The 22,144-nt window shown below is 73.7% G+C and carries 22 protein-coding genes; 16 read left to right on the top strand and 6 right to left on the bottom strand.

The features are described 5' to 3' along the window. The 9 genes from GA0070619_RS14390 to GA0070619_RS14350 all read left to right on the top strand — a co-directional run bounded on the left by GA0070619_RS14390 (nucleotide 1) and on the right by GA0070619_RS14350 (nucleotide 8,732). On the top strand, nucleotides 1-399 hold the full coding sequence (locus GA0070619_RS14390) for a 6-pyruvoyl trahydropterin synthase family protein (RefSeq protein WP_088948537.1): 399 nt from the start codon (nucleotides 1-3) through the stop codon (nucleotides 397-399). Then, entirely contained in the window at nucleotides 396-1,478 is a 1,083-nt protein-coding gene (locus tag GA0070619_RS14385; RefSeq protein ID WP_231927416.1) for a glycosyltransferase family 4 protein, read from the top strand. Before GA0070619_RS14390 ends, GA0070619_RS14385 begins: the two co-directional genes overlap by 4 nt. After that, a complete protein-coding gene (locus GA0070619_RS14380; RefSeq protein WP_088948536.1) occupies nucleotides 1,475-2,293 on the top strand; it encodes a class I SAM-dependent methyltransferase in 819 nt (272 codons plus the stop codon). Before GA0070619_RS14385 ends, GA0070619_RS14380 begins: the two co-directional genes overlap by 4 nt. A gap of 66 nt (nucleotides 2,294-2,359) precedes the next feature. After that, nucleotides 2,360-3,298, top strand: coding sequence for a lysylphosphatidylglycerol synthase transmembrane domain-containing protein (locus GA0070619_RS14375; RefSeq protein ID WP_088948535.1), 939 nt, complete (start codon nucleotides 2,360-2,362; stop codon nucleotides 3,296-3,298). 57 nt (nucleotides 3,299-3,355) lie between these two features. Continuing rightward, complete coding sequence (locus GA0070619_RS14370; protein WP_088948534.1) at nucleotides 3,356-4,039, top strand: GTP cyclohydrolase II; 684 nt, start codon at nucleotides 3,356-3,358, stop codon at nucleotides 4,037-4,039. Continuing rightward, complete coding sequence (locus GA0070619_RS14365; protein ID WP_088948533.1) at nucleotides 4,036-4,746, top strand: RibD family protein; 711 nt, start codon at nucleotides 4,036-4,038, stop codon at nucleotides 4,744-4,746. Before GA0070619_RS14370 ends, GA0070619_RS14365 begins: the two co-directional genes overlap by 4 nt. Nucleotides 4,747-4,901: 155 nt before the next feature. After that, a complete protein-coding gene (locus tag GA0070619_RS14360; RefSeq protein WP_088948532.1) occupies nucleotides 4,902-5,453 on the top strand; it encodes a DinB family protein in 552 nt (183 codons plus the stop codon). Nucleotides 5,454-5,463: 10 nt separating this feature from the next. Continuing rightward, on the top strand, nucleotides 5,464-5,922 hold the full coding sequence (locus tag GA0070619_RS14355) for a GNAT family N-acetyltransferase (RefSeq protein ID WP_088951796.1): 459 nt from the start codon (nucleotides 5,464-5,466) through the stop codon (nucleotides 5,920-5,922). A 104-nt stretch (nucleotides 5,923-6,026) separates the two neighbouring features. Then, the gene (locus tag GA0070619_RS14350; protein ID WP_088948531.1) at nucleotides 6,027-8,732 is read left to right on the top strand and encodes an Hsp70 family protein; all 2,706 of its coding nucleotides are present in this window, start codon (nucleotides 6,027-6,029) and stop codon (nucleotides 8,730-8,732) included. Nucleotides 8,733-8,739: 7 nt separating this feature from the next. Here the strand turns inward: GA0070619_RS14350 and GA0070619_RS14345 are convergent, their stop codons facing one another. Further along, the gene (locus GA0070619_RS14345; protein ID WP_141912724.1) at nucleotides 8,740-9,174 is read right to left on the bottom strand and encodes a Rieske (2Fe-2S) protein; all 435 of its coding nucleotides are present in this window, start codon (nucleotides 9,172-9,174) and stop codon (nucleotides 8,740-8,742) included. 151 nt (nucleotides 9,175-9,325) lie between these two features. Between GA0070619_RS14345 and GA0070619_RS14340 the strand changes: the two genes are divergently transcribed. Then, entirely contained in the window at nucleotides 9,326-9,898 is a 573-nt protein-coding gene (locus GA0070619_RS14340; protein ID WP_088948530.1) for a nucleosidase, read from the top strand. Between the two features lie 10 nt (nucleotides 9,899-9,908). Here GA0070619_RS14340 and GA0070619_RS14335 read toward each other — a convergent pair whose 3' ends face one another. Continuing rightward, entirely contained in the window at nucleotides 9,909-11,096 is a 1,188-nt protein-coding gene (locus GA0070619_RS14335; protein WP_088948529.1) for a low temperature requirement protein A, read from the bottom strand. 169 nt (nucleotides 11,097-11,265) lie between these two features. Here GA0070619_RS14335 and GA0070619_RS14330 point away from each other — a divergent pair, with 169 nt between their 5' ends. The 3 genes from GA0070619_RS14330 (at nucleotide 11,266) to GA0070619_RS14320 (ending at nucleotide 13,921) form a co-directional block, all read left to right on the top strand. Continuing rightward, complete coding sequence (locus GA0070619_RS14330; protein ID WP_088948528.1) at nucleotides 11,266-12,129, top strand: S1 family peptidase; 864 nt, start codon at nucleotides 11,266-11,268, stop codon at nucleotides 12,127-12,129. Between the two features lie 85 nt (nucleotides 12,130-12,214). Then, the gene (locus tag GA0070619_RS14325; protein ID WP_088948527.1) at nucleotides 12,215-13,240 is read left to right on the top strand and encodes a sugar kinase; all 1,026 of its coding nucleotides are present in this window, start codon (nucleotides 12,215-12,217) and stop codon (nucleotides 13,238-13,240) included. Nucleotides 13,241-13,303: 63 nt separating this feature from the next. Continuing rightward, nucleotides 13,304-13,921 carry a bifunctional 4-hydroxy-2-oxoglutarate aldolase/2-dehydro-3-deoxy-phosphogluconate aldolase gene (locus GA0070619_RS14320; RefSeq protein ID WP_088948526.1) on the top strand — a complete coding sequence of 206 codons (618 nt, stop codon included), beginning with the start codon at nucleotides 13,304-13,306 and terminating at the stop codon, nucleotides 13,919-13,921. Nucleotides 13,922-13,954: 33 nt separating this feature from the next. Here the strand turns inward: GA0070619_RS14320 and GA0070619_RS14315 are convergent, their stop codons facing one another. Genes GA0070619_RS14315 through GA0070619_RS14300 form a run of 4 tightly spaced genes read right to left on the bottom strand, consistent with a single transcriptional unit; the run spans nucleotide 13,955 to nucleotide 18,976 of the window. Continuing rightward, the gene (locus tag GA0070619_RS14315) at nucleotides 13,955-16,150 is read right to left on the bottom strand and encodes a penicillin acylase family protein (RefSeq protein ID WP_088948525.1); all 2,196 of its coding nucleotides are present in this window, start codon (nucleotides 16,148-16,150) and stop codon (nucleotides 13,955-13,957) included. Next, nucleotides 16,147-16,971, bottom strand: coding sequence for an ABC transporter ATP-binding protein (locus tag GA0070619_RS14310; protein ID WP_088948524.1), 825 nt, complete (start codon nucleotides 16,969-16,971; stop codon nucleotides 16,147-16,149). Before GA0070619_RS14310 ends, GA0070619_RS14315 begins: the two co-directional genes overlap by 4 nt. 29 nt (nucleotides 16,972-17,000) lie before the next feature. Further along, nucleotides 17,001-18,029: a FecCD family ABC transporter permease gene (locus tag GA0070619_RS14305; protein ID WP_088948523.1), complete on the bottom strand. Its 1,029-nt coding sequence runs from the start codon at nucleotides 18,027-18,029 to the stop codon at nucleotides 17,001-17,003. Then, complete coding sequence (locus tag GA0070619_RS14300) at nucleotides 18,026-18,976, bottom strand: FecCD family ABC transporter permease (protein WP_088948522.1); 951 nt, start codon at nucleotides 18,974-18,976, stop codon at nucleotides 18,026-18,028. The genes GA0070619_RS14305 and GA0070619_RS14300 overlap by 4 nt, the downstream gene beginning before the upstream one ends. Nucleotides 18,977-19,212: 236 nt before the next feature. Here GA0070619_RS14300 and GA0070619_RS14295 point away from each other — a divergent pair, with 236 nt between their 5' ends. The 3 genes from GA0070619_RS14295 to GA0070619_RS14290 all read left to right on the top strand — a co-directional run bounded on the left by GA0070619_RS14295 (nucleotide 19,213) and on the right by GA0070619_RS14290 (nucleotide 22,114). Then, nucleotides 19,213-20,244: an ABC transporter substrate-binding protein gene (locus GA0070619_RS14295; RefSeq protein WP_088948521.1), complete on the top strand. Its 1,032-nt coding sequence runs from the start codon at nucleotides 19,213-19,215 to the stop codon at nucleotides 20,242-20,244. A 4-nt stretch (nucleotides 20,245-20,248) separates the two neighbouring features. After that, on the top strand, nucleotides 20,249-20,401 hold the full coding sequence (locus tag GA0070619_RS32390; RefSeq protein ID WP_197699647.1) for a hypothetical protein: 153 nt from the start codon (nucleotides 20,249-20,251) through the stop codon (nucleotides 20,399-20,401). A gap of 174 nt (nucleotides 20,402-20,575) precedes the next feature. Then, a complete protein-coding gene (locus GA0070619_RS14290) occupies nucleotides 20,576-22,114 on the top strand; it encodes a pyridoxal phosphate-dependent decarboxylase family protein (RefSeq protein WP_088948520.1) in 1,539 nt (512 codons plus the stop codon). Nucleotides 22,115-22,144: the final 30 nt, after the last annotated feature.

Below are 22,144 nucleotides of genomic sequence, written 5' to 3'. Positions count from 1 at the left end.
GTGTTCAGCGTGACCGTTCGGGATCACATGATGATCGCCCACAGTTTCCGGGGCGACGTGTTCGGCCCGGCCCAGCGTCTGCACGGAGCCACCTTCGTGGTGGACGCGACGTTCCGCAGGCCCGACCTGGACGCCGACGGAATCGTGGTCGACATCGGCCTGGCCACCGAGCAGCTGCGGGCCGTGCTGGGCGAGCTGACCTACCGCAACCTCGACGACGAGCCGGCCTTCGCCGGGGTGAACACGACCACCGAGGTGCTGGCCCGCACCATCGCGGACCGGCTGGTCGAGCGGGTCCACGCCGGTGACCTGGGCGCGGGGGCGCGTGACCTCACCGGCATCACCGTCACGCTGCACGAGTCGCACATCGCCTGGGCGAGCTACGAGCGTTCGCTGTGATCGATGCCGGTCGGACGGCGTCCACCGGCGAGTCGGACACGACCTTCCGCACGGTGCACGTCGTCCTGCCCGGTGACATCGACGACGTGGCCACTCCCAGCGGTGGCAACACGTACGACCGGCGGGTCTGCGCGGGGCTCGGTGAGCGCGGCTGGTCGGTGCGCGAGCACCCGGTGCCCGGCGCGTGGCCGGCCCCCGACCCGGTCGACCGGGCGAAGCTGACCGAGCTGCTCGACGCCACGCCCGACGACGCCGTGGTGCTGCTCGACGGCCTGATCGCCTCGACAGTGCCGGACCTGCTCGTGCCGCATGCCCGCCGGCTGCGCCTGGTCGTCCTCGTGCACCTGCCGTTCGACGACGCGGCGGAGGCCCGGGCGCTGACCACCGCCCGGGCCGTCGTCACCACCAGCGAGTGGACCCGCCGTCACCTGGTGGCCCGCCATCCGGCGCTCGCCGACCGGATCCGGGCGGCGCCTCCCGGGGTGCGGCCGGCACCGCCGGCACCCGGCTCGGTCACCGGCGACCGGCTGCTCTGCGTCGCGGCCGTCACCCACCACAAGGGGCACGACGTGCTGGTCGACGCGTTGTCCACGCTGGTCGGGCTGCGCTGGACGATGGTGTGCGCGGGCACCCTGACCCGGGAGCCGGACCTCGTGCGGCGGCTGCGGGAACGGCTCACGGGCGCCGGCCTCACCGAGCGGGTGCGCCTCGTCGGTCCGCTGACCGCAGCGGCGCTGGACGCCGCGTACGCCGACTCCGACCTGCTGGTCCTGCCGTCGCGGGGCGAGACGTACGGGATGGTCGTCACCGAGGCGCTGGCGCGCGGCCTGCCGGTGCTCGCCACCGAGGTCGGCGGGTTGCCGGAGGCGCTCGGTCACACGCCCGGCGGTGACCGGCCTGGCCTGCTCGTCGCCCCGGACGACCCCGCCGCGCTGGCCAACGCGTTGACCCGCTGGCTGACCGACGACCCGCTGCGGGCTCGACTGCGGCGTGCCGCTCTGGCCCGGCGCGACACCCTGACCGACTGGCCGGTGACCACCGCGTTGCTGGCCGCCGCGCTGGAGGAGGTGGCGGGATGACCGTCGAGGAGACCCTGCCGTTCGCCGACTGGCTGCGACTGCGGGAGCCGGCCGACGCGGCGGCGCGTGCCGAGGACCTGCTGGACGCCGTTCGCCCCCGACTGGCCGGTGACGCCCCGACGGTGATCCACGACCTGGGCAGCGGCACCGGCTCGATGAGCCGCTGGGTGGCACCCCGCCTGCCCGGCGCGCAGCACTGGGTGCTGCACGACCGCGACGCCGACCTGCTGGCCCGCGCCGCCGAGGGCATGACCGGGGTGAGCGCCTCCGACGGCGCCCCGGTCACCGTGAGCACCCGCTGCGGTGACCTCACCCGGCTGAGCGCCGCCGACCTGGCCGATGCTTCGCTGTTCACCGCGTCCGCGCTGCTGGACATGCTCAGCGTCGAGGAGATCGAGCGGGTGGTGGCCGCCTGCGTGGGCCGGCCGACCCTCTTCGCCCTCTCGGTGACCGGGCGGGTCCGGTTCACCCCGGCCGATCCACTGGACGCGGTGGTCGAGGCCGCGTTCAACGACCACCAACGGCGTACGGTCGACGGCCGGCGGCTGCTCGGCCCGGACGCCGTCGCCGCCACCGTCGCCGCGTTCGCCCGGCGGGGCGTGCACGTGCGGGAACGGCCCAGCCCGTGGCGGCTGGGCCCGGAGCACGCCGACCTGGCCGCCGAGTGGTTCCGGGGCTGGCTGGGCGCGGCCTGCGAAGAGCGTCCCGACCTGGCCGGCCCGGCCGAGGCGTACGCCCGGCGTCGGCTGGCCGACGCGGCGGCCGGGCGGCTCACCGTCCTGGTCGAACACAGTGACCTCCTCGCCGACGGATGAACCGTTCTCACCCTGGGTACGTGGACTAGGGCAAGTGGACGATCTTCAAGGGGAGGGCCGACGCCGATGTTCTGGGCCTGGGCACGAGTGGTCGGTGGGGTGGGTCTGCTCGCCGTCCTGTTGTGGCAGGTGGGCACCGGCCCGTTCCTCGCCGGGGTGCGACTGATCGACGCGCCGGCGCTGGCTGCGGCGCTGGTCATCGGGGTGCTCACCACTGTCTGCGCGGCATGGCGGTGGAGCCTGGTCGCCGGTGGTCTGGGCGTGCGGCTGCCGCTGGCGACCGCCGTGGCGCACTGCTACCGGGCCGTGTTCCTCAACGCCACCCTTCCCGGCGGTGTGCTCGGCGACGTGCACCGGGCGGTCCGCCACGGCCGGGACGCCGGTGACGTCAGCCGGGGCATCCGCGCGGTGGTCTGGGAACGCACCGCCGGGCAGGTGGTGCTGGTCGGCGTCGCGCTGGTGGTGCTCGCGGCCTTCCCGTCCCCGGTGCGGCCGTACCTGCCGATCGCCGCCGGGATGCTGCTCGCGGGAGGGCTGGTCACCGTGCTGCTGGCCCGGGCCGTGCCGAACGCCGGCCCCTCGCGCTGGGCGCGGGCGATGCGCACCGCCGTGGCGGACGTGCGGTCCGGGTTGCTGGCCCGGCGCACCTGGCTCGGCGTGCTGATCGCCTCCGCGGTGATGGTCGCCGGTCACCTGGCCACCTTCCTGGTGGCGGCACGTACCGCCGGATCGGACGCCCCGCTGTCACGACTCCTGCCGTTGACGCTGCTCGCCCTGCTCGCCATGGGCCTGCCGTTGAACGTCGCCGGCTTCGGCCCGCGCGAGGGGGTGGCCGCGTGGGTGTTCGGCGCGGCCGGCCTCAGCGCGGCCGAGGGCGTCGCCACCGCCACCGTCTACGGTGCACTGATCCTGGTCGCCAGCCTGCCCGGAGCGGCCGTGCTGCTGGCCCGGCGCAATCGAGTTCCGGTCGCCGCCCGGGAAGCCGCCCCCGTCGGCGGCTGTTGAGTCGGTTGTGAGACGTACGCGTCGCCGCGCGTCGGCGGCGCCGGACAGAGGAGTCCCATGCCCGAAGCATTGCCGGTCGCCACGATCCGTACGCAGGTCACGGTGCCATTGACGTTTCCCGACGGCTACTCCACGACGGTCCGGGTGTTCTCGTTCAAGGGCCTGGTGGACGGCCGGGAGCACCTCGCACTCGGTCTCGGCGACTGGGCGGGCGCTCTGGACCGGCTCGCCGCCGGGGGAGAGCCCCCGTTGGTCCGCCCGCACAGCGAGTGCCTGACCGGCGACGTGTTCGGCAGCCAACGCTGCGACTGCGGGCCGCAGTTGCGCGAGGCGGTGCAGCGGATCACCGAAGCTGGCGGTTTCCTGCTCTACCTGCGCCAGGAGGGTCGCGGCATCGGCCTGTACGCCAAACTCGACGCGTACGCGTTGCAGGACGCCGGGCTGGACACCTACCAGGCCAACGTGGCGCTGGGCCGGGGCGAGGACGAGCGGGACTACACCGCCGCCGCACAGATGCTGGCCACGCTGGACGTGCCGCGGATCCGACTGCTCAGCAGCAACCCGGACAAGGCCGAGCAGCTGACGAAGCTGGGCGTGGACGTCGCCGAGCGGGTGCCCACCAGCGTGTTCCTCTCCCCGGCCAACGCGGACTACCTGGCGGCGAAGGCGGCCAAGGCGGCGGAGGCCGAGGCGGCGGAAGCGCTCACGAGTGGCACCTCCGACCGGGCTGGCCCCCGATGAGCTGCCAGCCTGAGCCCTCGCGACCGTACGTGCTGCTCAGCTGCGCGGCCTCGATCGACGGCTACATCGACGACGCCTCCGAGCAACGCCTGCTGCTGTCAAACGACGACGACCTGGACCGGGTCGACGCGGTCCGGGCCAGTTGCGACGCGATCCTGGTCGGTGCCGGCACCGTCCGCCGCGACGACCCGCGGCTGCTGGTGCGCTCGCCGAGTCGGCGGGCGGAGCGGGCCGCGTCCGGCCGACCCGAATCACCCACCAAGGTCACGCTGACCGCCCAGGGTGATCTCGACCCGACCGCCCGCTTCTTCACCGCCGGTGATTCGACCCGGCTCGTCTACTGCGCCACCGACGCGGTCGAGAAGACCCGGGAGCGCCTCGGTCGCCTGGCCACCGTCATCGACGCGGGCGAGCCGGTCGACCCTGGATGGCTGTTGACCGACCTGGCCGCGCGGGGTGTGCAGCGGCTGATGGTGGAGGGCGGCGGGACGGTGCACGCCCAGTTCCTCGCCGCCGGTCTCGCCGACGAGCTGCACCTGGTGGTCGCCCCGTTCTTCGTCGGCGACGGGCGGGCGCCCCGGTTCGTCGGCGAGGGTCGTTTCCCCTGGCACCCGGGCCGCCGCGCCCGGCTGGCCGAGGCCCGCCAGATCGGCGACGTGGTCCTGCTCCGCTACGCCCTCTCCGCGCGCTGCGCCGCCGACTCCTGATCGTCGCGTTGGGCCCGCGCCGGCGGGGTACTCGCTGCGAGCGTGATGACTGTGCGGCATCAAGATGCCGCACAGTCATCACCCGCACGCCGGTCATGAGCCGGCGGGTGTTTATTCTGTCGACGGCGACGCCGGCGCCCCGACAGAATCCTCGGATGTCCGTAACGTCCATTGCCCTCCTGCGCTGGCAGTTCGACCTGACGTGGGCGCTGTTCGAGTACCACCTCGAACGACTCGAAGCCGACGACTTCCTCTGGGAGCCGACCCCGCACTGCTGGTCGGTCCGGCGCAGCGCCGACGGCACCTGGACGCCGGACTGGGCCGACACCGAACCCGACCCGGTCCCGGCGCCGACGATCGGCTGGCTCACGTGGCACATCGGCTGGTGGTGGACCGTGACCATGGATCATCTCCGGGGTGCGCCACCGCGCCAGCGCACGGCCGTGGTCTGGCCCGGCGCGGGTGAGCCGAGCGTGGCGTGGCTGCGGGGCCTGCGCACCGAATGGCTGGGCCTGCTCGACCACCTCAGCGACGCCGACCTCGACGGCAACGCGACGTTCCCCTGGCCGGGCGGGACCGACCACACGGTCACGCACACGATCGGCTGGGTCAACGCCGAGCTGATGAAGAACGTCGCGGAGATCGGTCAACTCCGGCTCCTGCGAGCGGCCGACGTGCAAACGACCAACGAGAGGGTCGGTGGATAGGGTGGCCGGCGTGCCGCGACTCGTGCAGATCACCCCGGACAACGTCGAAGCCGCATGCCGGGTGAGTGTGCGGCCGGACCAGGAGAAGTTCTCGTCCCCGGTCGCCTGGTCCCTCGCCGAGGCGTACGCGCAGCCCGAGGTCGCGTGGCCACGTCTGATCGTCGAGGGTGACGAGATCGTCGGCTTCCTGATGGGCTTCTTCGACATCGTGTGGGACCCGGCCCGACCGGACGACCTGCGCTCGGGTCTGTGGCGGCTGAACATCGCCGCCGAGCACCAGGGCCGCGGGCACGGCCGCTTCGCGGTGGACGCCGTCCGTGCGGAGGCGCGTGAGCGCGGGCACGACCGCGTCTTCACGACGTGGCATCCGGGGGCGGAAGGCCCGGAGCAGTTCTACCTGAAGCTCGGGTTCCGCCCCACCGGGGAGAGCAGCGACGGGGAGGTCGTCGGCGAACGTTCCACGCACTGAGCGGACGATCCCGACCGTCCCCTGACCGAGTGATCAGCCCGGCGGCGGGGCCTGCGTACGATGCGGGGTCGAGTTCCCCTCGTCGCGGCGGAGGTATCGGGCAGATGGCAGGCCAGCACGAGGGTTTCGCCCTCGGCGTCGACCTTGGTACGTCCAACACCGTCGCAGTGCTGCGCTGGCCCGACGGGCGCACCCGTCCGCTGTTGATGGACGGTCAACCGCTCAGCCCCTCCGCCGTGTACGCCGACCCGGACGGCACCCTGCACACCGGGTGGGACGCCCGGCGGTTGGCGCAGGCCGACCCGGCCCGGTTCGAGGCGAACCCGAAGCGCCGGGTGGACGAGCCGACCATTGTGCTCGGCGACCGCTCGTACCCGCCGGCCGACCTGCTCGCCGCGGTGCTGGCATCGGTCGCGCGGGCCGCGGTGGGCACCGTCGGCTTCCTGCCCCCGGCCGTTCTCACCTGCCCGGCCGCCTGGGACGCGACGCGACGGCAGGTGCTCGCCGACGCCCTGCTGCTGGCGGGGTGGCCGCAGGTGGCCGAGCACACCCTGGCCGGGCCGACGCCGCCGGGCACCCGGCTGCTGCGGGAGCCGGTGGCCGCCGCCCGCTACTACACGCAGGTGCTGCATCGTCCGGTGCCGGTCGGCGGCGCGATCGCGGTGTTCGACTTCGGTGGCGGCACGCTCGACGTCGCGGTGCTGCGCAACGAGGGCGCAGACCCGTGGGGTGACTCCGGCTTCAGCGTGGTCGCCGACGGTGGCCTGCCCGACCTGGGCGGTCTGGACCTCGACGCGGCCCTGGTGCGGCGGGTCGGTGAGCTGGTCGGTGAACGGCACGCCGCGCAGTGGGCCCGGTTGACCCGGCCGGCGGACCCGGCGCAGCGCCGCGACCAGGTGCGGTTCTGGGACGAGGTACGGGGTGCGAAGGAGACGTTGTCCCGCTCCACTGTCGCGCCGGTCGCCGTGCCGGGGGTGGCCGATACGGTCCAGCTGACCCGGGCGGACGTCGAGCGGGCGGCCACGCCGTTGCTGCGCCGGGCGGTGGAGCGGGCCCGGGAGGTGATCGCCGCAGCCGGTCTCAGCCCCGACCAGCTCGCCGGGCTGTTCCTCGTCGGCGGCTCGTCACGGATCCCGCTGGTGGCCCGGATGCTGCACGCCGAGCTGGGGGTCGCCCCGACCGTGCTGGACCAGCCGGAGCTGCCGGTGGCCGAGGGCGCACTGACCGACCTGCCGCTGCGCAAGCCGCTGCCCGCCCCGGCGTACGCGGGACCACCGCCCGCGCCGGGCCCTGTGAGCCCGCCCGCGCCAGGCCCCGTTAGCCCGCCCGCACCGGCCGGAGCCGCCGCGCCGGTAGTACCGTCGCAGCCCTGGCCGGGGCCGACCCCGCCGGCGGGCCCGCCTCCCGGGCCGGGCTGGGCCGCAGCGGCCCCGACCCTGCCAGCGGGTGGGCCGCGCTGGCGGCGGGCGCGCTGGGTGGTGCTCGGCGCGGTGCTGGCCCTGGTCGGGGTGGGCGCCGCGGCGACGATCTACCTGACCCGTGACCGCTACCCGGATCTGGAGTTCGGGTCGTTGCGTGAACTGTCCCGGCCCAAGGCCGGGACCGAGCGGCCGGCCGGCATGTGGACGGCGATGCTCGGCGACCGGGCCTACCTCGGGTTCCCGCTGCCGGACGACCGGCTGGAGGTAGTGGCCGTCGACACCGCAACCGGCGACGAGCTGTGGCGCGAGCAGACCGACGCGCGGGCCGACGACTGGGAGGCGATCATCGCCGTCCCCGGGGCGGTCGCGGTCCTCGCCGACGCATCGGGCGACAGCACCCCGCGCCCGCTGGCCGTGCTCGACGCGCGTACGGGCGAACAGCGTTGGCAGCGGTCGATCCGTGGTGACGACAACGTCTACTTCGCCGACGACACGGCGGTTCTCGTGGACCGGACCGCGGCCCAACTGGTCGGCCTGCGCCTGAGCAACGGCACCCAGAAGTGGGCCCAGCCCACCCCCCGCGACCAGTTCGACGGCAGCCGCACAGTGGTCCGGCCGGTGGGCACCGCGAAGGCGGCGGGCGGGCCGGCCTTCCTCGACGGCACGCCCCGCAACTCGTGGACGGGCAAGGGGCGGCAGCTCATCCAGGTCGGCGCGGACCGGTCGGTGCGGCTGCTCGACATGGAGTCCGGCAAGGTGCTGCGCCGCTGGGGCAGCGTCGCGGACCTGGACGACCTGGTGGTCGCGCACGAGGACCGCCTGTACGTGGCCGGCAACGACGGCGGGTACCAGCTGCTGTCGTACGACCTGGGTTCCGACGCGGCGCCGGTGGTGCTGCACCGGGCGGGCAACGACGACTACCGCCCGAAGGGACTGGTGGCCTGCGGCGAGCGGCGGGCCTGCCTGTTGCAGGTGCCGAACAACGACGCCGCGCGCACCGAGGTGGTGGCGGCGACCGAGGGTGAGCCCGCGATCCGCTGGTCGGCGCCGGGCGTGACCGACCTGGTCCCGTTGGGTGAGCGGCTGCTCGCCCAACGGGAGTACCCGGACCCGACCGTCACCCTCTTCGACGCCGCCGGCAAGCCGGTGCTGTCCGACCGGGGCGGTGTGGCGGTCCGGCTGGACGAGGGCAACCTGCTGGTCTTCGCCAAGGCGCCCAGCGTGGTCGCGGACAACCGCGTACTGGCCGGTGTGTGGGCCGAGTCCGGTGAGGTGGACGAGTTGGGCGAGCTGAAGGACGTCCGCAGCGCGTCCTGTTCGTGGAACACCCACGTGATCGCCTGCGGCGCGGAGAAGGACTTCGTGCTCTACCGCTTCGCCGAAGACTGACCGAACGTCAGGCGCGCACGATGGTCGTGCCGTCGACGCGGACCGGGATCTCCGTCAGGCCCTTCGTGGCGGGGCCGCCCAGTCGGGCACCGTCGCCGGCGGAGAAGGTCGAGTTGTGCGCGGGGCAGGTGATCACCCCGTCGCGGGGTGCGCCCACGCGGACGCCCTGGTGCGGGCAGGTCGCGTCGTACGCCTTGAAGGCGCCGGCCTCGGGCTGTACGACCAGCACGCCCCCGGCGACCGTGCCGCCACCGACCGGAACGTCCCCGGTGCGGGCCAGCACCGTGCCGGGCGCAGCGGACGCCGTACCGCCCGTCGGGCTGTCACCGGCGCCGCAGGCGCTCAGCAGCCCGGCGGCACCGAGAGCGCCCGCCCCGGTCAGCAGACCGCGCCGGCTCAGGCACCAGCGGTTGTCGCGCAGGAACTCCTGTCCGTCGTACACCGTCGTCACCTCTCCGTCGGCGGACCGGACCGCCGTCGCCCGGTTGCTCGCCGGTTCAGCCTGCCGCACCCGGCTGAACGCGCGATGCGTCCCCGCTGAGCGGTGGCTGGGTGCGGTTGGTGGTCGAGGAGCCGGCTCGTACGATGCTCCGGTGAATCTTCGGGGTACGGTCCGCGCCGATCGTCCGCTGGTGGTGCTCGCCGTCGGGGAGGAGGCCCGCTACCTGCCGCCCGACCTGCCGGTGCTGCTCACCGGCATGGGGAAGGTGAACGCCGCCAGCGCGGTGGCGGCGGTGCTGGCCGCCGGGCCACGACCGCGCCTGCTGCTCAACCTGGGCACGGCCGGGGCGTTGCGCCCCGGGTGGGCCGGCATCCACGAGGTCGCCACAGTGCTCCAGCACGACCTGGACACCGACCTGCTGCGGACGCTCACCGGCGAGACCTACGGGGCGCCACTGTCGCTGGCCACCGAGGGCGCGGTGCTGGCCACCGGTGACACGTTCGTGGCCGACGACGACGCCCGGGACCGGTTGGCGCAGCGCGCCGACCTGGTCGACATGGAGGGGTACGCGGTGGCGTGGGCCGCCGCACAGGCCGGTGTGCCGTGCCGAGTGGTCAAGCAGGTCAGCGACGAGGCGGGGGAGGGCGCGGCCCGGACCTGGAAGGAGTCGGTGGACGCGTGCGCCCGGGACCTCGCCGAGTGGGCCGGCCGACACATCGCCTGACCGGCGGAGGTCATCCGGCGGCGTCTCGTGGTCCGAGCCCCCGCCTGGTCTCCCGGCCGTCGCCGGTGGGGACCAGGACGTGCCCGGCCAGCCCTAGGGCCACGATCGCGGTGACCAGCACCGGTGGCCAGCCGCCGGCCCAGGGCAGCAGCAGCAGCGGCAGCAGTTGCCACATCACTCGCCGCCACGGCACGCGAGCGGACAACAGATAGGTGAACAGTGCCCGGCCGAGCACGAACAACAGCGGCCCGCCGATGATCAGCATCAGCCACCGCACCGGTGTCGTTCCGGTCGGCCGGTCGACGACCAGGTCGAAGGAGGCCGCCGTGACCGCCACGCCGACCAGCAGCACCAGATGGGTGTACGGAGCGATCCGGGTGGACCGGCCGGGCACTGACGCGGCCGCGGTTTCGAGCAACTCGCCGGCCCGATAGACATAGATCTGCCACAGCAGCAGCATGATGACGAACGCGCAGAGCAGGGCGGTGATTCTGAGGCGGTCGAACTCGCTGCGACTGAGCTCCAGGGTGGGCACCAGGATGATGTCGCCGAGGGCCAGGATGACGAACTGCTGGTACCGCTCGCCCAGGTGCGCGGTGGTCCGGTCGTACTGGTCGAGAGGCACCCGGCCGAGCCGCGGTGTGGGGTAGCGCGCCGCCGCGGAGAGCAGGTCGATGGCGATCGCGGTGGTCCAGATCCACCACCGCGCGGTGTCGGCCAGCGCCCCGACGATCCAGAGGACGCCGGACACCAGGAACCAGAACAGGAACCGGGTGGCTCGCGCCATGGCCGAGGGGTGATGCTGTCGGTACAACGTGCTGACCAGGACGATGCCGCGCACCACGTGGGTGCCGACGTAGGCGAGCGCGAAGGCCATGGCCTGCCCACCGGCGACCATCGGCAGCGAGGCCGCCATCCCCACCGATCCGACCATGGCCACCATGAGAATGGCCTGGATGGGGCGTTGCTGCGGGTCGTAGAACTCGGTCGTGGTGGAGGTGACCGACCACGTCCACCAGATCGCCGTCAGCATCAGCAACACCGCAGCGCTGCGCGCCCAGGATTCCTGATCGGCGAGGAGCTTCGAGGTCTGCGCGAGCGCGGCCACGAAGACCACGTCGAAGAGCAACTCCAGCAGCGTCGCCCGGGTCGACCCGTCCCGACGGCGTACCAGTGCCGCGGTGCCTCCGGTGGTCATGCCCGGCCTCCCGCCGTCTCCCGAGGATTATCGGCGGCGTCGGCGCGACCCGTCCCCAGATCGGCGATTCTCGCGGGTCGGGGAAGGGGACGGCCGAAGGTTGCCACCACGTCGGACGCCGGGCGATGCTGAACGACATCCGTCTATTTCGATTTCCGCGGAGGCTTGGATGCGCCGCTCCCCGCTCGTCGCCCTCGTCCTGACCGTCCTCCTGCTCGTCGCACCCGGCGCGGCGCAGGCCGCCGTCCCCGACCGGGCCGCCGCGACCGCCGCCGAACCGGCGGCCGTGTTGGCCGGGGTACGCACCGCCGGCACCGCCTGGGGCCTCGACCCCGCCACCGGCCGGATGACCCTCACCGTCGACGACACCGTGACTCCCGCCGAGCTGAGGGCGCTGCGGGCGACAGCCGACCGGGCCGGCGCGCTGCTGCGCCGCGAACCCGGAACCCTGCGCACACTGATCGCCGCCGGGCAGGGCATCTACGGCGGTGGCGGCGGTCGCTGCTCGCTCGGAGCGAACGTGCGCAGCGGCAGCACCTACTACGTCATCACCGCCGGGCACTGCACCACCACCGCCAGCACCTGGTACGCCGACAGCGCCCAGACCACGGTGCTGGGCACCCGCACCGCCACCAGTTTCCCCGGCAACGACTACGGGCTGATCCGCTACACCGGCCGGATCGCGCATCCGAGCGCGGTCTACACCTACCCCGGACTGCTGCCCATCAACGGTCCCGGCAACGCGTACGTCGGTCAGGCGGTGTGTCGCAGCGGTGTGACCACCGGGGTGCGGTGCGGCACCGTCACCGGTCTGAACCAGACCGTCAACTACTCCAACGGGGTGATCTACGGCCTGATCCGCACCAACATCTGCGCCGAGCCGGGGGACAGCGGCGGACCGCTCTACGTGGCCTCCACCGGCGCCATCCTCGGCATCCTCTCCGGCGGCAGCGGCAACTGCACCTCCGGCGGCACCACCTACTACCAGCCGATCGCGGAGGTGCTGGCCGCGTACGGGCTGACGTTGCCCTGACCCTCGGCACCGGGTTGCCCGGCTCACGCGGGACACCATAGGCTCGGCGGCGCCCAGGACTCTCGCCGCGAGGACGTGTGCGCCCATGCCGACCGACCACCGACCTGACCTGGCATCCGTCCCGGGCGGCCTTGCGCCGGTCGAGGTGGTCGCGGTCGGCGAGACGATGGTGGTGCTCTGCCCCGCGCCGGGTGAGCCGCTGGAGCACGCCGAACGGGTCGCCGTCTCGGTGGGCGGCGCGGAGTCCAACGTGGCCGGTTACCTGGCCCGGCTGGGGCACCGGGCGACCTGGGTGAGCCGGGTCGGCGACGACCCCTTCGGTCGGGCCGTCGTCCGGCACGTCGCCGCCGCTGGCGTCCGGGTCGACCAGGTCGTCGTGGACCCGGCCGCCCCCACCGGTCTGTACGTCAAGGACCCGGGCCCGGAGGGCACCGCCGTGCACTACTACCGGGCCGGGTCGGCGGCCTCCCGGATGGCCCCGGAGACGCTGGCCGACCCGAGGCTGGCCGGCGCCCGTGTGCTGCACCTGTCCGGCATCACCCCGGCGCTCTCCGCGTCCTGCCGGGCGTTGGTCGAGCACGCGGTGACCGCCCGCCCGCTGGCGGGGTCGCTGGTCAGCTTCGACGTCAACCACCGGGCTCGGCTGTGGCCCGCCGAGCAGGCCGCGCCGGTGCTGCGTGACCTCGCCAACCGCTGCGACCTGGTCTTCGTGGGCCAGGACGAGGCGGAGACGCTGTGGGGCACCACCGACCCGCTGGCCGTACGCCGGTTGTTGCCCGACCCGGAGACGCTGGTGGTCAAGGACGGCGCGGTCGGTGCCACAGCGATGTGCCGTGACGCCGAGCCGGTCTTCGTGCCCGCTCCCCGGGTGGCCGTGGTGGAGCCGGTCGGCGCCGGCGACGCCTTCGCCGCCGGCTACCTGGCCGGGCTGCTGCGCGACCTGGATCCCGTGCGGCGGTTGCGCCTCGGCCACCTGGTCGCGGCGCAGGCGTTGACCAGCAGCGGCGACAACGCCCCGGTCCCGCCGTGGGCCTGGTTCGAGAGGCTGCTCGCCGCCCCTGACGAGGCCTGGTCGCCGCTCGATCTGACCGGCGCGCCAGCGCGGGTCTGAGTGGTCGGTTTCCGATCGGGCCAGCAGCCAACAGACTCACCGCGATCTCGGATGGAGTGGACCATGACCACAGCGGATTTCGACCACATCTTCGGCGGTGCCCGGGTGATGGCCATCCTGCGCGGCCTGCCGGTCGCCGAGACGGTCCGGCTCGCTGAGCGGGCCTGGGACCTCGGCATCGACGTGGTGGAGGTTCCGGTGGCCACCCCCGAGGCGGTGCCGGCTCTGCGCGCCGCCGTCCAGGCGGGCACCGAGCGCGGGCGGATCGTCGGCGCGGGCACCGTGCTCGACGTCGAGCAGGTCGCTGCCTCAGCCGACGCGGGTGCCGCGTTCACCGTCGCGCCCGGCCTGGACCTCGCGGTCGCCGACGCCGCCGCCGCGCGTGGCCTGCCGCACCTGCCCGGTGTGGCCACCCCCACCGAGGCCCAGCAGGCGCTGCGGCACGGCCTCACCTGGCTCAAGGCGTTCCCCGCGATCTCTCTCGGGCCCGCCTGGTTCAAGGCCGTCGCCGGTCCGCTGCCGCAGCTGCGGTTCGTCGCGACCGGCGGCCTGGACGCGGGCAACGCCGGCGCGTTCCTGCAAGCCGGCGTACGGGTGGTGGCGGTCGGTTCCGCCCTGTCCGACCCGGAGCAGCTGGACCGGTTGGCCGAGCTGACCACCCTCGGCGTGCCCACGAGGTGAGCCGGCGATGGCGGGTTTGCGCCATGGCAGCGTTCAGCCGGGCGTTCGGCCTGCGCTGACGCCACCGAAATCGGCCGCTGCCTGGCGCATCCCGGGCGGCGGCCGGTCCGCGTTCCGATCGTGGGCGTCCCGCTCCTCGACGAGCTGATCCCATTCGGTGATCACCGGCAGCAGCTCCCCGGACAGCCAGGCGGGGCTCTGGTCGTCGTGGTGCGCGTCGCCGGGCACGCCACAGGTGCCCAGCGGGACCACCCAACGGCTGTCCTCGCGTCGGGCCAGGTCCCAGACGAAGCGCGCCGTCGGCCCCCGGAAGCACCAGTGGGTGACCCCGGGCACGCTGGAGGTGGCCAGCACACAGTCGTGATCGCCGTCGAGTCGAGGGCCGGGCCCGGGGTCCGGGTCGGGCAACGCCCGCCACGCCGCCAGCCGGTGCAGATCGCCCCAGCGCACCGGGTCCTCCGCCGCGCCGGCGACCTCATCGGCCGCCGCACGCACCAGCGCGGCCACGTCCACGCCGGGCAGCGACGCCGCGCCGAGCAGGTGCTCCAGCGCGTAACCGACGCGCGGCGTCAGCGCCAACCAGGGCGCGAACACCTCCGGGTACGCGGGCGGCTCGGCCAACGCGGCCAGCGCCGGATGGGCGGCGATCCGACGTACGACAGCGGCCCGCAGGGCGGCGAACCGCGCCGCGTCGGTGCTGTCGGCGGCCATCCGCCGGTCCCAGCGTCGCAGCCGTTCACGCAGCGCTGCGGTGGCCGGGTCGAGCCCGGTCAGCCCTTCCAGCACCGCCAGCAGGGGCTCGGCCGAGCCCAGGTACGTGTCGGTGTGCACCTCGGCCAGCCCGTCGGCCGTCCAGTCGTGACCGGCGTCGAGCAGCTCGGCGATCCGGCGGGCTCGGTGCGGCGGGGCGAACTCGACCCCGAGCGGTGCCGCCAACCCTCGCTCGTTGGCCATCACCGCCCGGCCGACCACCGTGGCCCGGGGCATCGGCGCGTACCAGCCCTGCCAGGCGTGCTCGGCGTCCCACCCGGGGACCACCCGTCGCCCGTTGTCCGGATGCCGCACCGGCACCGCCCCGGCGGCCCGGTGCAACAGCCCTCCGGCGGTGTCCGCTGCCTGCACCACGTTGACCGGCTCGACCCAGTGCCGCAGCGCGTGGTCCACATCGGTCACGGTGCGGGCGCGCAGCAACTCCGGCAGCGTCGCGAAGCCCAGCTCCGCGCGGACCCGGGGCGGGTAGCGCAGGCTGATGGCCGTCTCGTCGTCCGGCCCGCCGACGATCACCGGACCTCGGTCGGTCTCCACCACCTCGACCTCGACCGGGTCCGCTCCGGCCACCTCGATCGTCTCCAGGTGGGAGTGCGCGAGCCGCCAACCGTCCGGGCCGAGCGCCTGCACCTGGTCGCCGTCCCGGCGTAGCCGCTCGGCGTACAGGTCCTGGTAGTCGGCCATCGCGTTGGTGATCGCCCAGGCCACCGCCCCGGCGTGCCCGAAGTGCGCGATGCCCGGCACACCGGGCACCGCCAGCCCGACCACGTCGTACTCCGGGCAGGCGAGCCGGATCTGCTGGTAGACCCCCGGATCCTCGAAGAACCGGTGCGGATCCCCGGCGAGCAGCGCGGCGCCGGTGCCGGTGCGTTCGGCGGCGAGCAGCCAACCGTTGCTGCCGGCGACGGACGGCCCGTCGGTGGCGAACACGTCCACCGCCTCCGGGCCGAGCCGCTGCGCCACGTGCTCCCGCCAGAGCTTGCCGGGGAAGCCCGCGAACAGGATGTGGTGGCCCAACCAGACCCCGAGCGGCGTCCACGGCTCCCACCGGCCCGGCGTCAGCCCGGTGGCGGCGAACTCCGGCGCGCGGGCCGCCCCGGCGGCGAGACCGTCGTTGACCCCGGCCACGTACGCGCTTACCCACTCGGCGGTCGCCGGGTCGAGCGCCGCATGGCAGCGGCGTGCGGTGTCGTCGAGCCGGACCTGCCGGGCGAACCGGTCCCAGTCGAGCGCGTCGACGCCGAGGAATGCGGCGCTGGTGCCCTGGGCGCGGTGCCGTTCCACCTCGATCTGCCAGGCCCGGTCGTACGCGGTCACCCGGCCCTGCGCCGCCGCCAACGCGAGCGGGTCGCCGGCACGCAGGTGCGGCACGCCCCACGGGTCACGGAAACGCCGGGCGCCGCCGCGCCTGCCGGTCTGCTCCCTGCTGTGCTTGCTGGTTGGCTCGCTGCGCTCGCTCACGCCGGCTCCGGGGCGAGGGTGGTGGCGCGCCGCCGGGCCGCCGGCACGACCAGCGGGGTGCCGGTCTCCGGGTCGTCGATGACCCGGCAGGGCAGCCCGAACACCTCCGCCACCAGGTCGGCGGTGACCACCGACGACGGTTCCCCGGCGGCAACCACGCGCCCGTCGCGCATGGCGATCAGGTGCGTGGCGTAGCGGGCCGCGTGGTTCAGGTCATGCAGCACCGCGACCAGCGTGCGCCCCTGCTCCTCGTGCAATTGGGCGCAGAGGTCCAGGATCTCGATCTGGTGGGCGATGTCGAGGTACGTGGTCGGCTCGTCGAGCAGCAGCAGCGGGGTCTGCTGGGCCAGCGCCATGGCGATCCACACCCGCTGCCGTTGCCCGCCGGACAGCTCGTCCACCGACCGGTCGGCGAGGTCGTCGACACCGGTCGCGGCCATCGACTCCTCGACCACCCGTTCGTCCTCGCGCGACCACTGCCGCAGCAGCCCCTGGTGGGGGTAGCGACCCCGGGCGACCAACTCGGCGGCGGTGATCCCGTCCGGCGCGATCGACGACTGGGGGAGCAGACCGAGAGTGCGGGCCACCTTGCGGGCCGGCAGGTCGTGGATGTCCCGCCCGTCGAGCAGCACGGTGCCGGCGCTCGGGCGCAGCATCCGGGACAGCGCGCGCAGCAGCGTCGACTTGCCGCACGCGTTCGGCCCGATGATCACCGTGAACGAGTTGTCGGGTACCGCGACGGTCAGGTTCTCGGTGATGGTGCGCTGGTCGTAGGCGAGGGTCAGCGCGGTGCCGCCGAGCCGGGAACTGCCGGGGTGCATGGGTGCTCCTTCGAGGGCGTCGCGGGTGTTCACAGCCGGCCCGCCCGGCGTTCCATCGCCAGCAGCCAGACCAGATAGCCGCCGCCGATCACTCCGGTCACCACACCGACCGGAAGCTGGTGCCCGGGAAACGCGCGCTGGGCCACCAGGTCGGCGCCGACCAGCAGCGCCGCACCGACGGCCATCGACGGCAGCAGATTCGGGCCGGGCGCCCGGGTCAGCCGCTTCGTCACGTGCGGCGCGACCAGCGCCACGAACGACACCGGCCCGGCGGCGGCCGCCGCGAACGAGACCAGCAGCACCGCCGCCGCGAGCAGCACCAGGCGCAGCCGGCGCACCGGCACGCCCAGGGCACTGGCCGTGTCGTCACCCAACTCCATCATCCGCAGCGCCGTGCCGCATCCGATGAGCACCACGGGCGCCAGCACGACCAGGACGACGAGCAGCGGCCCGGCGTTGGCCCAGCCCCGCCCGTCCAGGCTGCCGGTGAGCCAGAGCACCGCCCGCGCGGCGTCCATCAGCGGCGCCCGGGTCAGCAGGTAGCCGTTGACGCCGGTCAGGATCGCGGAGATGCCGATGCCGACCAGGATGAGCCGGAACCCGTGCACCCCGCGTCGCCAGGCGAGCGCGTAGATCACCAGGCCGGTGGCGAGGCCACCGACGACCGCGGCGCCGGCCAGCGCCAGGCTGCTGCCACCGAGCACGATCACGACCAGCGCGCCGGCCGACGCGCCCTGGGTGAAGCCGAGGATGTCTGGGCTGCCCAGCGGGTTACGGACCAGCGACTGGAACACCGTGCCGGCCAGCGACAGCGCCGCCCCGACCAGCAGGGCGGTGACCAGGCGGGGCAGTCGCAGCTCGTGCACGATGAACTGCTCCGCCGGCGTGCCGCCGCCGACGAGGGTGCGCAGCACGTCGGTCGGGCCCATCGGATAGTCACCACTGCCCAGGGCGACCAGGCCCAACCCGGCCGCGAGCACTGCCGCGCCGAGACCGATGGCCATCGCGCGAGGACGGAACCGCACCGAAAGTCCCCAGGACGTACGAAGAACGGTCACGGGTGGGCCACCTTCGCGCGGGTGACCAGCCACAGGAAGAGCGGGCCGCCCAGCACGGCGGTCACCATGCCGACCTGGAGTTCTCCGGGTCGGCCCAGCACCCGGCCGAGCACGTCCGCGCCGAGCAGCAGGGCGGGCGCGAGCACCGCGCAGTACGGCAGCAGCCAGCGCAGGTCCGGGCCGGTCAGGGCGCGTACCAGGTGTGGCACCAGCAGCCCGACGAAGACGATCGGGCCGCAGGCGGCGGTCGCCGCGCCGCAGAGCAGCGTGACCGCCACGATCACGGCGGCGCGGATCAGCCCCGGTCGGGCACCCAGGGCCCGTGCGGCGTCGTCGCCGAGCGCGAGGGCGTTCAGCGGTCGGGCGGCACCGAGCGCGACCAGGAGGCCGACCAGGATGAACGGCAGCACCCGGGTCACCGTCGCGGAGTCCGCGCTGGCCAGCGAACCGACCGTCCAGAACCGCAGGCGGTCCAGCGAGGCCGTGTCCAGCAGCATCACCGCGCTCACGTACGAGTAGAGGGTGGCGTTGAGGGCCGCGCCGGCCAGCGCGAGGCGGGCCGGGGTGGCGCCACGCCCGCCGCCGACGGCGTAGACGAGTGCGGTCACCACCGCCGCGCCGAACAGCGCGAACCAGACGTACCCGCCGATGGCGGTGACGCCCAGGAACGCGGCGGCGGTGGCGACGGCCGCGGACGCGCCGGCGTTGATACCGAGCAGCCCGGGGTCGGCGAGCGGGTTGCGGGTGAGGGCCTGCATGACCGCGCCGGCCACGCCGAGCGCGGCGCCGGCAAGCAACCCGAGCAGGGTACGCGGCAGGCGCATCCGGTGCACCACGGCGTACTCGGTGGCGTCGCGGTGCAGCAACCCGGACCAGACGTCGGCGAGCGGTAGGGATTTCGCTCCGACCGCGATGCTGAGCACCACGATCACCCCGAGCAGCGCCACGGCGGCGACCAGGCCGGCGGCGCGGGCCGTCCGCGCGCCGCGCCGAGCCGGGGGCGCGGCCGATTTCCTGTCCGTCACCGACGGTGTCGCCTCGGTGACGGTAGCTGTGGCGTCCAGTGTGGGCTCCGGAGTTGTGGTGGCACGGCGAACCGCTGTTGACAATGACCGAGGTTAGGCTAACCTAACCCCGCTGCCCTGGTCGAGCCCGGCCAGACCCTTGATCGAAAGACAACACCATGACCGATGCCCTGTCCGCACGTCGCCTCTCCCGCCGTGGCCTGTTGGCCGCCGGTGGTGCCGCCACGCTGGCCACCCTGCTCGCCGCCTGCGGCAAGGACGACACCGCGAAGCCCGCCGCCGGCAACGGAAGTGGTCCCTGGTCGTTCACCGACGACCGCGGTACGAAGGTCGATGCCGCAGCCCGCCCGACCCGCGTCGTGGCCTTCACCGGCGTGGCGGCGGCACTGATCGATTTCGGTCTAGACAAGCAGCTCGTCGGAGTGTTCGGTGAAACCAAGCGGGCCGACGGCAGTGCCGACCCCCAGGCCGGCGACCTGAACGTCGAGAGCGTCGAGATCCTCGGCAACGTGTGGGGCGAGTTCAGCCTGGAGAAGTATGCGGCGCTGCGCCCCGAGCTGCTGGTCACCCACATGTACGACCCGGACGCCCTCTGGTACGTGCCGGACGAGAGCAAGAGCAAGATCCTCCCGCTCGCGCCCAGTGTGGCGATCACCACCGCCCGGGTGCCGATGACCAAGCCGATCGAGCGCTACGCCGCGCTGGCCGAGTCGCTCGGCGCGGACCTGTCCGCGAAGAAGGTCACCGACGCGAAGACCCGCTTCGACGCCGCCGCCGAGGCGGTCCGGCAGGCGGTCAAGGCCAACCCCGGCATCAAGGTGATGGCCTGCTCCGGCAGCCCCGACCTGTTCTACGTCTCCAACCCGAAGGTCAGCACCGACCTGATGTACTTCGCGGAGCTGGGCGTCGACATCGTGGTGCCCAACAAGCTCGAATCCGGCGACTACTTCGAGGCGCTGAGCTGGGAGAACACCGGCAAGTTCCCGGCCGACCTGATCCTGCTGGACAACCGCAGCACCGCCCTCCAGCCCAAGGACCTCACCGCCAAGCCGACCTGGCAGCAACTGCCGGCGGTCAAGGCCAACCAGGTCACCGCCTGGGACGCTGTGCCCCGCTTCTCGTACGCCGGCTCCGCGCCGCTGCTGGAAAACCTCGCCACCGCCATCCGGAACGCGAAGAAGGTCAGCTGACGCCATGAGTACGAGCACCGTCGAACTGATCGCCCTCCAGTACCGCTTCTTCGCCGCGCACGTCGTACGGGCCCGTCGGGTCGGCGCCTCGCTGGTCCGGGTGACCTTCGGCGGTGCGGACCTGACGGCGAGCGCGGCTTCGACCGTCGGCGGGTGACCTTCGCCGGCTACTGGCGCTGTGGGCTCTCGGAAGAGGACCTGCGCGCCGAGGCGCTGGTCGGCGCCACGGCCTGAGTGGCGAACCCATCAGAAAGGCAGCACCACCCCGAGGCGCACCGCCGCGCCGGGGGAGGTTCCGGCTGCCCTCGTCCAGAACGTGGAAGGACTTCGAGTGACCGTGCCGACGTACCCCGTCGAGAACACCGCGCCGTCACCGGCGCCCGCCGCCGCGCGGGCCCACCTGTTGCACGACGGCTCGGTCGAGCAGTACCGGCGGGCGATCGCCGACGGCGTCGACCGCGTCGCCCGCCGGGTGGCCACCGTGGACCGTCCCGTCACCGGGATCACGCCCGCCGAGCTGGCCCCCCTGGTCGACCGGGTGGACCTGGACCGGCCGTTGGGCGACGCCGGCGCCGCGCTGGACGAGCTGGAGGACGTCTACCTGCGCGACGCCGTCTGGTTCCATCACCCCCGCTACCTCGCCCACCTCAATTGCCCGGTGGCCATCCCGGCGCTGCTCGGCGAAGCGGTGCTCACCGCCGTGAACTCGTCCCTGGACACCTGGGACCAGAGCGCCGGGGCGACCCTCATCGAGCGGCGGCTGATCGACTGGACCGCCGAGCGGATCGGCCTCGGCCCCAGCGCGGACGGCGTCTTCACCAGCGGTGGCAGCCAGTCCAACCTCCAGGCGCTGCTGCTGGCCCGCGAGGAGGCGTGCGTCGACGCGGTCGGCCCGGCGGCCCGCGCGGAGCTGCTGCCCCGACTGCGGGTGCTCACCTCCGCGGCCGGTCACTTCAGCGTGCAGAAGTCGGCCAAACTGCTCGGCCTCGCCCCGGACGCCGTGATCGCGGTGCCCACCGACGCCCGGCGACGGATCCGGGCGTCCGCCGTCCGCGAGGAGATCGAGCGCTGCCGGCAGGCCGGGCTGGTGGTGATGGCGGTCGTCGCCACGGCCGGCACCACCGACTTCGGCTCCATCGACCCGTTGACGGAGCTCGCCGGGATCTGCGCGGCGACCGGTGTCTGGCTGCACGTGGACGCCGCGTACGGCTGCGGTCTGCTGATCTCGCCGACGCGCCGGCACCTGCTCGACGGCATCGAACGGGCCGACTCGGTGACCGTCGACTTCCACAAGTCGTTCTTCCAGCCGGTCAGCTCCAGCGCGCTGCTGGTCCGCGACCGGGGGGTGCTGCGGCACGCCACCTACCACGCCGACTACCTCAACCCGGCCCGGATGGTGGAGCAGCGCATCCCCAACCAGGTCGACAAGAGCCTGCAGACCACCCGCCGCTTCGACGCGCTGAAGCTCTGGCTGACGCTGCGGGTGATGGGCCCGCACGCGCTCGGCGCGCTCTTCGACGAGGTGGTCGACCGGGCCGCCGACGCCTGGCAGTTGGTCAGCCAGGACCCCCGCTTCGAGGTGGTGACCCGCTCCGAGCTGAGCACCGTGGTCTTCCGCTACCTGCCCACCGGCCCCGGCCGGGACCTGGCCGACGCGGCCAACCTGCACGCCCGGGAGGCCCTTGCGGCGTCCGGCCTCGCCGTGGTCGCCGGGACCCGGGTCGACGGCCGGCACTTCTTGAAGTTCACCCTGCTCAACCCGGCGACCACAGTCGAAGACGTCGGTTACGTCCTCGACCTGATCGCCACCCACGCCGGCCGCTACGTGCACGACCACGTCACCGCCGACCTGACCTGCCACGTCGGCTGATGCCGATCGACCTGCACCGTCGGCTGATGC

It is taken from the genome of Micromonospora zamorensis (assembly GCF_900090275.1).
Classification (GTDB): domain Bacteria; phylum Actinomycetota; class Actinomycetes; order Mycobacteriales; family Micromonosporaceae; genus Micromonospora; species Micromonospora zamorensis.
This window is presented reverse-complemented; position numbering and strand designations above follow the sequence as displayed.